At 64.7% G+C, this 12,944-nt stretch carries 12 protein-coding genes; 1 reads left to right on the top strand and 11 read right to left on the bottom strand.

What is annotated here, in order from left to right; translation table 11 throughout:
* Window positions 1-74 precede the first annotated feature (74 nt).
* The 8 genes from AC07Y0_RS01360 to AC07Y0_RS01325 form a co-directional block, all read right to left on the bottom strand.
* Window positions 75-788, bottom strand: coding sequence for an SDR family NAD(P)-dependent oxidoreductase (locus tag AC07Y0_RS01360; RefSeq protein WP_498673785.1), 714 nt, complete (start codon window positions 786-788; stop codon window positions 75-77).
* 109 nt (window positions 789-897) lie between these two features.
* On the bottom strand, window positions 898-2,016 hold the full coding sequence (locus tag AC07Y0_RS01355; RefSeq protein WP_498673783.1) for a Gfo/Idh/MocA family protein: 1,119 nt from the start codon (window positions 2,014-2,016) through the stop codon (window positions 898-900).
* 42 nt (window positions 2,017-2,058) lie between these two features.
* On the bottom strand, window positions 2,059-2,868 hold the full coding sequence (iolB, locus tag AC07Y0_RS01350; RefSeq protein WP_498673782.1) for a 5-deoxy-glucuronate isomerase: 810 nt from the start codon (window positions 2,866-2,868) through the stop codon (window positions 2,059-2,061).
* Complete coding sequence (locus AC07Y0_RS01345) at window positions 2,865-3,107, bottom strand: hypothetical protein (protein ID WP_498673780.1); 243 nt, start codon at window positions 3,105-3,107, stop codon at window positions 2,865-2,867. The genes iolB and AC07Y0_RS01345 overlap by 4 nt, the downstream gene beginning before the upstream one ends.
* Window positions 3,104-4,009, bottom strand: a complete 906-nt coding sequence (iolE, locus tag AC07Y0_RS01340; protein ID WP_498673778.1) for a myo-inosose-2 dehydratase — start codon at window positions 4,007-4,009, stop codon at window positions 3,104-3,106. The genes AC07Y0_RS01345 and iolE overlap by 4 nt, the downstream gene beginning before the upstream one ends.
* 2 nt (window positions 4,010-4,011) lie before the next feature.
* Window positions 4,012-5,832, bottom strand: coding sequence for a 3D-(3,5/4)-trihydroxycyclohexane-1,2-dione acylhydrolase (decyclizing) (gene iolD, locus AC07Y0_RS01335; RefSeq protein ID WP_498673776.1), 1,821 nt, complete (start codon window positions 5,830-5,832; stop codon window positions 4,012-4,014).
* Complete coding sequence (locus AC07Y0_RS01330; protein ID WP_498673775.1) at window positions 5,829-7,754, bottom strand: bifunctional 5-dehydro-2-deoxygluconokinase/5-dehydro-2-deoxyphosphogluconate aldolase; 1,926 nt, start codon at window positions 7,752-7,754, stop codon at window positions 5,829-5,831. The genes iolD and AC07Y0_RS01330 overlap by 4 nt, the downstream gene beginning before the upstream one ends.
* Before the next feature lie 132 nt (window positions 7,755-7,886).
* Entirely contained in the window at window positions 7,887-8,705 is an 819-nt protein-coding gene (locus tag AC07Y0_RS01325; protein ID WP_498673773.1) for a MurR/RpiR family transcriptional regulator, read from the bottom strand.
* A gap of 223 nt (window positions 8,706-8,928) precedes the next feature.
* On the opposite strand from AC07Y0_RS01325, the gene iolG reads away from it, so the two are divergent.
* Window positions 8,929-9,924, top strand: coding sequence for an inositol 2-dehydrogenase (gene iolG / locus AC07Y0_RS01320; RefSeq protein ID WP_498673772.1), 996 nt, complete (start codon window positions 8,929-8,931; stop codon window positions 9,922-9,924).
* A 90-nt stretch (window positions 9,925-10,014) separates the two neighbouring features.
* On the opposite strand, the gene AC07Y0_RS01315 is transcribed toward iolG, so the two are convergent.
* The 3 genes from AC07Y0_RS01315 to AC07Y0_RS01305 are packed head-to-tail and all read right to left on the bottom strand — an operon-like array spanning window position 10,015 to window position 12,939.
* A complete protein-coding gene (locus AC07Y0_RS01315) occupies window positions 10,015-11,073 on the bottom strand; it encodes a Gfo/Idh/MocA family protein (protein WP_498673771.1) in 1,059 nt (352 codons plus the stop codon).
* The gene (locus AC07Y0_RS01310; protein WP_498673769.1) at window positions 11,070-11,855 is read right to left on the bottom strand and encodes a ThuA domain-containing protein; all 786 of its coding nucleotides are present in this window, start codon (window positions 11,853-11,855) and stop codon (window positions 11,070-11,072) included. Before AC07Y0_RS01310 ends, AC07Y0_RS01315 begins: the two co-directional genes overlap by 4 nt.
* A 58-nt stretch (window positions 11,856-11,913) precedes the next feature.
* The gene (locus AC07Y0_RS01305) at window positions 11,914-12,939 is read right to left on the bottom strand and encodes an ABC transporter ATP-binding protein (protein ID WP_498673766.1); all 1,026 of its coding nucleotides are present in this window, start codon (window positions 12,937-12,939) and stop codon (window positions 11,914-11,916) included.
* Window positions 12,940-12,944 lie beyond the last annotated feature (5 nt).

Raw genomic sequence — 12,944 nt, 5'->3', positions numbered from 1 at the left:
GGGTAGGGTTCCTGTGTGAATTCTCCTGACCCAGTACGCACCGCAAGCGCCGGCGGATCTTCCGGCCGGTCATGTCACCAGGGGATGGCCTGGCCGTCATAGGCATAGAAGCCGCCCGTCTGGGCAGGCTCCAGCGCATCCAGCACGGCAAGCAAACGCCGCACGCTGTCGTCGGGTGTGAACCGCTCGCGGCCGGGCGAGAAGCGATCGGAGAGCGCGGTGGCGACGGTTCCGGGATGCAGAGCCGCCACCACGGCCTGCGGCCGCGTGCGGCCAATCTCGATCGCGGACGTGCGGACGATCTGGTTCAGCGCCGCCTTGGCCGCGCGATAGGAGACCCAGCCGCCAAGCCGATTGTCGGCGATCGATCCGACCCGCGCCGACAGGAAGGCGATCAGGCTGCGGCGGTCGCGGTGCAGCAGCCCGCTGAAATGTTTGAGGACCAGGGCCGGGCCGATGGCATTGAGCGCGAACTGCGCCGCCATGGCATCCGCCTCGATGGCGCGGATGGATTTCTCCGGGCCGATACCGTCGATGGTGAGCGCACCCGTGGCGCAGACGATGACATCGAACCGGGTCCCATCGCCGTCCAGCCGCTTCGCGGCATCCGCGACGGAGGCCTCGTCGGTCACATCGAAACCGTCACCGCGGCGCGAAAGGCCGGTCGCCCGCGCGCAGGCCGGATCATCTTCAAAGGCGCTGAGAAAGGCATAGCCGATGCCGCCCGAGGCGCCGAGCACCAGCGCGTGATAGCCGCACCCGAGCGACGGCAGAATTTGGCTTTCCATGATCGACCCTCCGCGACAAGGCGGGCAGCGGACAGCTGTCGCCGTGTCTCTGCCATGGACTACGGGCGGACGGCGACGGCGGATCAATCGGACCGGAAGAGAGGGGAGACTATCCCTCGACGGTGACCCAGCGTTGTTCGGCAAAAGACTGTGCCATGGCATGAACGCTGCGCTCGATCCTGAGGCCGTCGTCGAAGCCGATCACATGCGCCTTCTCGCCGCCGATCGCGGCGATCAGCTCGCGGCACTCGATCACTTTCAGGTCGTTGAAGCCGAGGCCGTGGCCGGGGGCCGGGATGAAGCGATCGTAAGGCTTGTGATGCGGGGCGGCGAGGATGGTGCGGAAGCCCTGCTCCTCCGGCCGGCCGCTGGCCTGGTAGAGCTGGAACTCGTTCATGTGTTCCTGGTCGAACAGGATCGAGCCGGCCGAGCCGAAGATCTGCACGGCGATGCGCCCCTTGCGGCCCCAGGCCGAACGATTGACCATCAGCGCGGCGGAGATGCCGCCGTCGAGGCGCAGCAGCACGCTGGCAATGTCGTGGTTCTCGACCGGTCGGCTGCCACCGTCGGCCAGCGGCCGCGTCGCGTAGGGTTTCACCATGTCGGTCACCACGGCCGCCACATGGCCGAACAGCGTGAACAGCAGCGACAGCGGATGCACGGCGAAATCGTCGAGCGCGCCATATCCGGACGAAGCTTCGCTCTTCCAGTAGAAGGGCTGCGCCGGGTCGGCCATGAAATCCTCGTCCATCTCGACGCGGACGTGATTGACAGAACCGATCGCACCTTCCTCGATCAGGCGGCGGATGTGGCGGATCATCGGGTTCTGGATGTAGTTGTAGCCCAATACCGCCACCCTGCCCGACCGGGCGGCGGCGTCGCGCATGCGGATCGCGTCGGCCAGAGCCGGCGCCATCGGCTTTTCGCACCAGACATGCTTGCCGGCTTCGAGGGCTGCGATCGCCATCTCGGCATGGAAGGCGTTCGGCGTCGTCACCGAGATGACGTCGATCGACGGGTCGGACAGCAGGTCCCGCCAGTTGCCGGTCGACCTGGCAAAGCCCAGCTCGTCCGCCTTCTTCGCCGCAAGCTCGGCATTGACCTCGGCCAGCGTGGCCAGATGCGGCCTATCCACATCGCCGAAGATGCTCGAGACATTGTTCCATGCCAGCGCGTGGCACTTGCCCATATAGCCAGTGCCGATGAGCCCGATGCCGAGACCCGCCATGTCTTCCTCCCAGAAGTCGATCTGTGAATGGCCGTGAGGCACTTACGGATTGTCGCGCCGATAGATCCAGTCGTGGTCCGGATGGTTCTGGAAGCGCCATTTGCGCAAGGGGCCGGCCATGACGTTGAGGTAGTACATCTCGTAGCCATAGGGCGCGCCGCAGGGATGATGTCCCTTGGGCACCAGCACAACGTCGCCGTCGCTGACGGCCATCGTCTCGTCGAGCGAACCGTCCTCGGTGAAGACGCGCTGGAAGCCGAAACCCTGGGCCGGATTGAGACGGTGGTAATAGCTCTCCTCGAGATAGGTCATCTCGGGAAACCTGTCCTCGTCATGGCGGTGTGGCGGATAGGACGACCAGTTGCCCGACGGCGTGAACACTTCCGTCACCAGCAGCGCGTCGGCCACGTCGCGGTCTTCCATCGCGATCGGATAGATGTAGCGGGTATTGGCGCCCTTGCCGCGTTCCACCAGCGAAATGCCGGCCGGGCCGATCACCTGGGCCTCGCGGCCGGGCATGGCGGGCGCCGTGCAGACGGCAAGCGTGCAGTCGGTGGTGGCGGTCGCCGACCAGTCGGAACCGGCCGGCACGTAGACGCAGTGCGGCGGGGTGCGCTCGAAGACGTTCATCCGGTCGCCGAGTTCGCCGAAATCCTTGCCGCCCCCGGAAACCTTCGCCTTGCCCTCGACCAAAACGAGGATGACCTCGGTGTCGCCGGTCGGCTCGGAAGCCGTCTCGCCGGCCTTCAACCGATAGAGGCCGAAACCGACATAGCCCCATCCGGCATTCGCCGGCGTTATGTCATGCACCTTGCCGGAGTAACCCTTCGGCTTGCGCAGCAGATTGTTCATCCCTCGTCTCCCTTGTCGTCCCTGGCCGTCTCGTCTGCCTGAGGCTTTTCACCCGGCGCCGGCTGCGGTGCCAGGAACAGCTCGTAACCCGCATAGGCCGCCGCCCCGATGAAGACGATGGCCCAGCCCGCCTCACCGTTCGAGAACTCGACGAAGCCCCAGGCCACCGGCGCGACGACGGTCAGAATGCGGCGCCAGAGCGGCTTGAAGAACGGATGCTGCGGGTCGAGAAATTTCACGCTGTCTCCTTGTCCAGCCCGGCCTCCCTGGCCATGGCCTTCAGCGATTTCAAACCAAGGCTCTGATATTCGAAGGGATTGCGGACATCGGGGTCCTGCTCGGCTTCGATGACCAGCCAGCCTTGGTAACCATGCTCGGCGGCGATCCGCAAGACCGGCAGGAAATCGACCCCGCCTTCCGCGTCGCCCGGCACGGTGAACACGCCGCGGCGCACGCCTTCGAGGAAGGAGAGATTTTCGTCGCGCACCTGCCGGGCGATGACCGGGCGAATGTTCTTGGCATGGATGTGGCCGACGCGGTGCATGTGGTTCTTCGCCACCCGCTCCGGATTGCCGCCGCCGAACAGGCAATGGCCGGTGTCGAGCAGGAGCTTCGCGTGCGGCCCGGTATGGGCCATCAGCTTGTTGATTTCTTCCTCGCTCTCGACGATCGTACCCATGTGGTGGTGATAGACGAGCGCGATGCCCTGCGCGGCGGCGTATTCGGCCAGCGCCTCGACGCCGGCGCCGAAGGCCTTCCAGGCGGCGTCGGCAAGCTTCGGCCGGTCGTTGACCGCGACGGCGTCATTGCCGTGGATGGCGTTGGAGGTCTCGCAGACGATGATGACCTTCGAGCTCATGGCCTTGAGCAGATCGAGCGCCGGCTGCATCGCCGCCTTTTCTTCCTCGATCGTGTGGGTGAGCAGGTTCAGCGAATGCCAGCCGGAGACGTAGCGCAGGCCGCGCGGTTCGAGCACGGCCTTGAGGCCGGCCGGATCCTGCGGGAACTTGTGGCCCTTCTCGATGCCGTCGAAGCCGATCTTCGCGGTTTCGTCGAGGCACTGCTCAAGGCTGATATGGGCGCCAAGCGAGCGATCGTCGTCGTTCGACCAGGCAATCGGATTGGTACCATAGGAGATCATGCTTAGCGTCTTTCCTTGAGAGCCGCCTCGTAGCGGACACGGGCTTGATTGACTTCGGCGCGGGGCGAGACTTCCGGAACCGCGACGTCCCAGAAATGCCCGCCGGCCGCCGGCGTCGGATAGGGGTCGGTATCGATGACGATCACCGTGGTGACGGTCGCGTCGCGTGCGGCGGCAAGCGCCTCTTCCAGCTCGGCGATCGAGGAGACCTTGCGGGCGCTTGCCCCCATGGAGGCGGCATGCGCGGCAAAATCGATGGCCATCGGATGCACATTGGTATGGGCGTAGAGATTGTTGAACTCGGCCCCGCCGGTGCCTATCTGCAGCCGGTTGATGCAGCCGTAGCCGCGGTTGTCGGTGATCACGACCGTGATCTTGAGACCCATGGCGACGGAAGTCGCGAGCTCCGAATTCATCATCATGTAGGAGCCGTCGCCGACCATGACGATGACGTCGCGGTCCGGTTCGGCCATCTTGATGCCGAGCCCCCCGGCCACTTCGTAGCCCATGCACGAGAAGCCGTATTCCATGTGGTAGGAGAGCGGCAGCTTCGCCTTCCACAGCTGGTGCAACTCGCCCGGCATGGTGCCGGCCGCGCACATGACGACCGTGTTGTCGCGCGACTGGCGCTGCACGGCGCCGATCACCTGCATGTCGGTCGGCAACTGATTGCCATCCTTCGGCGGCGCGGTCACGGCATCGGCCTTGGCGAACCAGCCGGCCTTGATGGCGGAATCCGGCGGCGTGAAGCGATGGTCGCCGAGCGCGGCCGACAGTCTTTCAAGGCCGATCTTCGCGTCCGACGTCAGGGGGATCGCGTCGTGCTTGGTGCTGTCATAGGCCTGGACGTTGAGCGCCAGGATGCGGCGCTCCGGATTCTTGAACAGCCCCCAGGAGCCGGTGGTGAAATCCTGGAAGCGCGTGCCAACGCCGAACACCAGATCGGCCTTTTCGGCGATGATGTTGGCGCATTCGGCGCCGGTCACGCCGACCGGACCGAAGTTGTGATCGTGGTCCCAGGCGAGCGCCGACTTGCCGGCCTGGGTTTCGACGACCGGTATGCCGTGTTTCTCGACGAAGGCCTTGAGCGTGTCCGTGGCACCGGAGAAGTGCACACCGCCGCCGGCGACGATGACCGGGTTCTTGGCTGCCTTCAGGACTGCTACCGCCGCCTCGAATTCCTGCGCATCGGGCTCCGGCCGGCGCTGGCGCCAAACCTTCGGCTCGAAGAAGCTCTCGGGGTAGTCGTATGCCTCGGCCTGCACGTCCTGGCAGAAGGACAGCGTCACCGGCCCGCAATCCGCCGGATCCGTCATGGTGCGCAGGGCGCGCGGCAGGGCCGTCAGAAGCTGTTCGGGCCGCATGATGCGGTCGAAATAGCGGGAAACCGGCTTGAAGCAGTCATTGACCGTCATCGTGCCGTCGCCGAAATCCTCCAGCTGCTGCAGCACCGGATCGGGCCCGCGATTGGCGAAGACGTCGCCCGGAATGAAGAGCACCGGCAGGCGGTTGACATGGGCCAGCGCCGCCGCCGTCACCATGTTGGCCGCACCCGGACCGATCGAAGACGTCACGGCCATGGCGCGCCGCCGGCGCAGCTGCTTGGAATAAGCGATCGCCGCATGGGCCATCGACTGCTCGTTCTGGCCGCGCAGCGTCTGCAGCCGATCCCGCACGCCGTAAAGCGCCTCGCCGATACCCGCCACATTGCCGTGGCCGAAGATTGCCCAGACACCGGCGATATAAGGAACGCCGTCCTCGTTCAGCTGGTTGGCGAGATAGCGCATCATCGCCTGCGCCGCCGTCAGTCTCACCGTATTCATGCCTTTTCTCCCAGTGCGCCTGATCCTTGCCGGGCCTTGTCCCAGACGGAACAGAGGCTGCGGTAACGCTGCGCCATTTCCTCCACGGCCTGCCGGTCGCTGATCGTGCCGGACAGCCATTTGCGTGCCGCCTCGCCGAAGATCGTCCGGCCGACGGCAAAACCCTTCACCAGCGCGAAGCGGGCGGCCAGCGCGAAGCTCTCCTCCAGCTCGGCCTGCGGCGCATCGAGCCCGAGCACGACGATGCCCCGGGTATAGGGATCGTGGCGCTCGACGGCGGCGCAGGCATTGGCCCACGAAGCTTCGGTACGCATCGGCTCCAGCTTCCACCAGTCGGGATAGACGCCGATCTCGTAGAAGCGGTCGATGATCCGGGCAACCGTGTCGTCATCGGTCGGGCCGACCTTGGACGGGATCACCTCCAGCAGCATTTCCAGCCGGTTGCGGCGGGCGGCAGCAAACAGCCGCAGCACGGTCGCCTCCTGCTCGGCGCGCATCTCGGCGGTATCGTCCGGATGGTAGAAGCACAGAACCTTGACGACGTCTTCGAGCGGCCATTCGACGAGCCCGCCGAAGTCGGGACCGATCTCGGGCTCCAGCGCCAGCGGACGCGAACCCGGCCACTCCACCGGTCGGCCGATCCACAGGCCCGAACCGCTCGCCGCATAGAGCGCATCGCGGCCGAGCCGGCTGTCGCACAGGATGCCGTAACCGGACGCGCCATCGGCAACGTCGAGAACAGCATCAAGGCAGAGCCTCTTGAAAGCGCCGATCCGCTCGCGGGCGACACCCGCCTCGTCGGCCATGGCCTCCAGCTGCATGCGGTGGTCGAAGGCGAAGACGCGCATCTTAGACCAGTCGCCCTTGCGATTGGTCGACCAGTGCACCTGCTCCAGCGCCTCGTCCTTGCGCAGCGCCTTGTTGCGGATGCCGGCCTTGAAGAAATATTGCAGCTCTTCCCAGCTCGGATAGGCCGGTGTGCAGCCATGGCGCGAAACGGCGAAGGCGCCGCAGGCATTGGCGAATTTGAGGCTGGTCGGCCAGTCCTCGCCGGTGAGCCACCCCTTCAGCAGTCCGGACATGAAGCCGTCGCCGGCGCCGAGCACGTTGAACACCTCGATCGGGAAGCCCTGCCCCGCCTGGCCCTCGTCGAGACTGTCGGGGATCGCGCCTTCGAACACCACCGCCCCCATGGCGCCGCGCTTGCAGACCAGTGCGGCATCGGAGACGCGGCGCACGGCCTTCAGCGCCTCGACCGTATCGGTCGTGCCGCCGGCGATATGGAATTCCTCTTCCGTGCCGACGATCAGGTCGAACAGGTGCAGCGTCGCCTGCAGCTTGGCGGTGACGGCCCTCGATTCGATATAGCGGCTCTCGCCCGCGCCATGGCCGGCGAGCCCCCAGAGATTGGGGCGGTAATCGATGTCGAGCGCGGTCCTGGCGCCACCTTCGCGGGCGATCTTCAGCGCCTTCAGCACCGCGGCCTCGGTGCGCGGATGGGACAGATGGGTGCCGGTCGCCAGCACGCAGCGCGCCGCGCCGATGAAGTCGGGATCGACATCCTCTTCGCAGAGCGCCATGTCGGCGCAGTTCTCACGGTAAAAGATCAGCGGAAACTGGTGCTCGTCGCGGATGCCGAGGAGAACGAGCGCCGTCAGCCGCTCCGGATCGGTCTTGACGCCGCGAACGTCGACCCCCTCGCGCACCAGCTGCTCGCGGATGAAGCGGCCCATGTGCTCGTCGCCCACCCGGGTGAGCACGGCCGACTTCAGGCCGAGCCGGGCGGTGCCGGCCGCAATATTGGTGGGGGAGCCGCCGATATACTTGTTGAAGGAGGCCATGTCCTCAAGCCGGCCGCCGACCTGTGCGCCATAGAGGTCGACCGAAGACCGGCCGATCGTGATCAGATCGAGTTGTGCCAAGCGAACCTCCCTGTCGGCGACGCGGTCGCTTGCCCCGCCGTCCGTCCTTTCAGGCAACCGCGCGGCGGCGGCCTCCCATCTCCTCTAAGAATGGACTATAAATTCTATTTTTTGAACTTTCAATACAAATATTCAATCATCCTGCCGTGCCGTGCCCACTGCGACGGATAGCGTGATCGCCAGACAGAGCGTCGCCGACAACGAACGGAAGGCGCCGAAATCGACCTCCGATACGGAAAGCGTGATCGCATCGAACCGCCGCAGCGGGCTGACGATCGTGTCGGTGACGGCGACCACCGGAATGCCGCGGGCGGCGACCGATTCCACCAGATCGATGGTCTCTGTCGAATAGGGCGAGAAGGTGATGGCCAGCAGCACATCGCCCGGCCGGATGGCGTGATGGTTCTCCAGCTTGCCGACCGCGCTGTGCAGCATGGCCGGAACCTTCATCTTTTCCAGCGCATAGGCCATGTAGCTGGCAACCGGGAAGGAACGCCGAAGACCGATGATGTGGATCATTTTTGCCTTGGCGAGTGTCTCGACCGCCCGCTCCAGCATCTCCGGTTCGACCGTTTTCAGCAGTCCTTCCAGGGAGGTACGGCCAGCCTCGACGAATTCCGCCAGCAGGGCCGTCGGGCTGCCCTCGGCCTTTTCCCGCAGATGTTGCAGGCGCGTCGTATAGTCCGGCCAGCCGCCGACGAAGGAATCGCGAAACAGCTTCTGCATTTCGGAGAAGCCCGAGAAACCGAGGATCTGGCAGAAGCGCATGAAAGCGGATGGCTGGACCCCCGCTCCTTCCGCCATTTCCGCCACGGTCGAGACCGCGATGCGATCCTTGTTGGCCGCGACATAGTCGGCGCACTGGCGAAGCCGCTTCGGCAGGCTTTCGGAGACCTCCAGCAAGCGCTCCTCGAATGCCTTGATGCTGGTTGGCCCGCCGGTATCCGTCATGTCCGTCCTTTCCGCAATGTCGCTTGACACAAACGATATCGCAATCTAGCAAAATAGAATGTATATTCCAAACGGAGATTTGGAACGTCCAATCGGGAGGCAGACCCCGCTCGTATTTTACGTTTCTCGGCGAAGAGCGACGACCGGGCGCGGCGGAATGCCAGAATATGTGTCTAGGGCGCTTGGGGCCGGTTCGGCAAGGCGACCAAGGGAGGAGAAAACCATGGTAACGAAACTGGCCCTTTTGGGCGCCGGACGGATCGGCAAGGTACACGCACGCGCCATCGCCGAAGACAAACGGGCAAAACTGGTGGCTGTGGCTGACGCCTTTCCTGAGGCGGCGAACGCGATCGCGGCGGCTTCCAGCGCCGCGGTAAAGACGATCGACGAGATCGAGGCCGACAAGGACATCGACGCCGTCATCATCTGCACGCCGACCAACACCCATGCCGACCTGATCGAGCGTTTTGCCAAGGCCGGCAAGGCGATCTTCTGCGAAAAGCCAATCGACCTCGACGTCAACCGCGCCCGCGCCTGCCTGGAAACGGTGCGCAAGGTCGGCGGCAAGGTCATGCTCGGCTTCAACCGCCGCTTCGATCCGCATTTCCAGGCCGTGCGCAAGGAGATCGACAAAGGCTCGATCGGCAAGGTCGAGATGGTGACGATCACCAGCCGCGACCCGGGCGCTCCGCCGGCCGACTATATCAAGGTGTCCGGCGGCATCTTCCGCGACATGACGATCCACGACTTCGACATGGCCCGCTATCTGCTCGGCGAGGAAATCGACACGGTGATGGCCTCGGCTTCGGTTCTGGTCGACCCCAAGATCGGCGAACTCGGCGACTACGACTCGGCGAGCCTGATCCTGACGACCAAGAGCGGCCGCCAGGCGATGATCTCCAACTCGCGCCGTGCCTCCTATGGCTACGATCAGCGCATCGAGGTGCATGGTTCGCTGGGCGCCGTCTCCGCGGAAAACCAGCGGCCGGTGTCCATCGAGATCGCCACCAAGGACGGCTATACCCGCCCGCCGCTGCACGATTTCTTCATGACCCGCTACACCGCGGCCTATGCCGCCGAAATCTCGGCCTTCATCGACAGCCTGGAAAAGGGCACGCCGCTGTCGCCTTCGGCCGAGGACGGCCTGATCGCGCTGGCGCTGGCCGATGCGGCGATCAAGTCCGTGGAACAGAAAGCGGCCGTCAAGGTCGCCTACTGAGCCTTCGCACCGGCCGTTGAGGCTTCGCCTCCTCCTCATCCGGCGCCACGCGCCACCTTCTCCCCGACGGGGAGAAGGTGTTCGGGCCGCCTACACGGCCAGTTCCCGCCGCTCGCGCTCGGTTATCAGGGCAAGGTCGAGGATCTTCTGCAGGTTGGCGGCGTGGCGGAAGCTCGGTTCCTGCATGTGGCCATCCCGGATCGCAGCAACGAACTTCTGGTAGTTGGTTTCGACCGGATCAACCTCGATCTCCTTCCATATCGCCGTCTCCACGTCCTCCTTGAGGCAGGCGCGCAGAACCGAACGGTCCGGACGGTGGATCACCTCGAGCGCGCCCTTGTCGCCATGGACGCGCAGCCTCAACTCGTTCAGGTGACCCGTCGCCCAGCGGCTCGCATGGACAACTCCCATCGCGCCGTTAGTGAATTCGGCGGTCATCGTGAAGCTGTCGTTTGCGTCGAGATCGTATTCGCCGATCCTGTTGCCGGGCGCCTTCTCGAAGGTCTTCAGCCGCGCGAAGATGTGGTCGATATCGGTCGCCGCGCCGAAGCCGGCAAAGTCGAGGATGTGGATGCCGACGTCGCCAAGCACACCGTTCGAGCCGTGCTTGGTCGACAGCCGCCAGAGCCACTGGCTCTCGGTCGCCCAGTCGCCCCAGGCCTTGGACACCAGCCAGCTCTGCAGGTAGGAGGCCTCGATGTGGCGGACACGGCCGATCTCGCCGTCGACCACCATCTGCCGCGCCTTCTGCACCTGCGCCACGTTGCGGTAGGTGAGGTTGACCATGTTGACGAGGCCGGACGCTTCCGCCGCCGTCGCCATCTCGTCGGTCTTGGCATAGGTTTCGGCGAGCGGCTTCTCACACATCACATGCTTGCCGGAGGCGAGCAGCGCAAGCGTCGTCGCATGGTGGATGCGATCGGGCGTGACATTGGTCACGGCATCGAACTGGCCCCAGGCGATCGCCTCGTCGAGCGAGGTGAATGTATGGGCGATGTCGTGGCGGGCGGCGAAAGCGCGGACCTTGGCCAGGTCGACATCGACCGCCGCCACCAGTTGCACGTCCGCAATCGTGGCGAAATTCATGGCATGGGTGTTGGCCATGCCCCCGGTCCCGAGGATCAGGAGACGAATGGGAGATGCACTCATTTGTAGCCTTCCTCGCCGGCCTGGTGCAGACGCGGTCCGCGCTCGGTGATCGGCTCAAGCGCCTGTTCGACCGGAACATTCGGCGCTTCATGCACGGCAGAATAGCGCGGCATCGGATTGTAGGCCCACTTCACGCCGTTGCGGATGACCTGCTGGACATTCGCATCGTGATAGGTGGGATAGGTCTCGTGGCCCGGGCGGAAGTAGAAGATGTTGCCCGCACCGCGGCGCCAGGTGAGACCCGAGCGGAAAATCTCGCCGCCGGCGAACCAGGAGATGAACACCGTCTCCAGCGGCTCGGGCACCGAGAAGAACTCGCCATACATCTCTTCGTTTTCAAGCACGAAGTTTTCCGGAATGCCGGCTGCGATCGGATGGCCGGGATTGACCGTCCAGATCCGTTCGCGCTCGCCCGCCTCGCGCCATTTCAAAGCGCAGGGCGTGCCCATCAACCGCTTGAAGGGCTTGGCGAAATGGCCGGAATGCAAGACGATCAGGCCCATGCCTTCCCAGACGCGCTTGGCGACGCGCTCGACGATCTCGTCGGAGACTTCGCCATGCGCCTTGTGGCCCCACCAGACGAGCACGTCGGTCTCGGCCAGCCGATCGACGGAGAGCCCGTGCTCCGGCTCCTGCAGCGTCGCGGTCGTCGCCTCGATTTGCGGATCCGTGCTCAGCGCAGCAGCGATCGTCGCATGCATGCCGTCGGGATAGATCCCACGGACGATGGCGTTTTCGCGCTCATGAATGTTCTCACCCCAGACAACCGTTCTGATCGTCACCTGTATTCTCCTTGGTTTCGGCTCCCCGCCATGGGAAGCCACATTTCGTTAGCGGCGCTCAAGCAGCGCCTTTCAACAGGCCGCGGCCGATGGCGCGGCCATCGCGGTCGAAACGGTGTAGTTCATGGTCGAGCGGTGACACTCCGACCATCTCGCCGGGACGGAGGGTCGCGGTGCCCTCCTGCCGTACGACGAGCGGCTCGGCGCTGCCGATATCGACATAGACGTAGCTGTCCGAGCCCAGCATCTCGGAATGCACGACAGAGCCCTGCCAGCGCCCCTCTGCCTCGATGGTCAGGTGCTCCGCACGGATGCCGATCGTATGGACACCATGCGGTTCGGATAGGCGGCCCTCGAGAAAATTCATCTTCGGCGATCCGATGAAGCCGGCGACGAAGAGCGAATTCGGGCTCTCATAAAGTTCGAGCGGGGTTCCGATCTGCTCCACAACGCCGTCGCGTAACACACAGATGCGGTCTGCGAGCGTCATGGCTTCGACCTGGTCATGCGTCACATAGATCATCGTCGTGTTGTGCATGCTGCGGTGCAGCTTGGCGATTTCGAGGCGCGTCGCCACGCGCAGTGCGGCATCGAGATTGGAGAGCGGTTCATCGAACAGAAACACGCGAGGGTCTCGAACGATCGCCCGGCCGATCGCCACACGCTGCCGCTGACCGCCGGAAAGCTGCCGCGGCAAGCGTTCGAGATAGGGCGTGAGCTGCAACATGTCGGCCGCCTCCCGCACCCGTCGATCGCGCTCCGCCTTGTCCTGACCGGCAAGTTTCATGCCGAAGGCCATGTTGTCGAACACGGTCATGTGCGGATAGAGCGCATAGGACTGGAAGACCATGGCGATGCCCCGCTTGGCTGGGGCAAGCTGGTTCATCACCTGGCCGTCGAAGGCGAGCGTGCCTTGGCTGATGTCTTCGAGCCCGGCGATCAGGCGCAGCAGCGTGGACTTGCCGCAGCCGGACGGACCGACAAAGACCATGAATTCGCCGGAGCGGATTTCCATGTCGACACCCTTGATGACCTCGAGGGCACCGAAGGATTTGCGAACATCGGTGAGCTGGATATGGGCCATGGGTT

Source organism: Allorhizobium sp. GW101-3B10, from assembly GCF_059424725.1.
This window is presented reverse-complemented; position numbering and strand designations above follow the sequence as displayed.

Excerpts from the sequence above, each read along its gene's own strand:
- AC07Y0_RS01315 (WP_498673771.1), bottom strand. The coding sequence starts at position 11,073 with ATGAGTGCATCTCCCATTCGTCTCCTGATCCTCGGGACCGGGGGCATG.
- iolE (WP_498673778.1), bottom strand. The coding sequence starts at position 4,009 with ATGATCTCCTATGGTACCAATCCGATTGCCTGGTCGAACGACGACGAT.
- iolG (WP_498673772.1), top strand. The coding sequence starts at position 8,929 with ATGGTAACGAAACTGGCCCTTTTGGGCGCCGGACGGATCGGCAAGGTA.
- AC07Y0_RS01305 (WP_498673766.1), bottom strand. The coding sequence starts at position 12,939 with ATGGCCCATATCCAGCTCACCGATGTTCGCAAATCCTTCGGTGCCCTC.
- iolD (WP_498673776.1), bottom strand. The coding sequence starts at position 5,832 with ATGAATACGGTGAGACTGACGGCGGCGCAGGCGATGATGCGCTATCTC.
- AC07Y0_RS01325 (WP_498673773.1), bottom strand. The coding sequence starts at position 8,705 with ATGACGGATACCGGCGGGCCAACCAGCATCAAGGCATTCGAGGAGCGC.
- AC07Y0_RS01360 (WP_498673785.1), bottom strand. The coding sequence starts at position 788 with ATGGAAAGCCAAATTCTGCCGTCGCTCGGGTGCGGCTATCACGCGCTG.
- AC07Y0_RS01355 (WP_498673783.1), bottom strand. The coding sequence starts at position 2,016 with ATGGCGGGTCTCGGCATCGGGCTCATCGGCACTGGCTATATGGGCAAG.
- iolB (WP_498673782.1), bottom strand. The coding sequence starts at position 2,868 with ATGAACAATCTGCTGCGCAAGCCGAAGGGTTACTCCGGCAAGGTGCAT.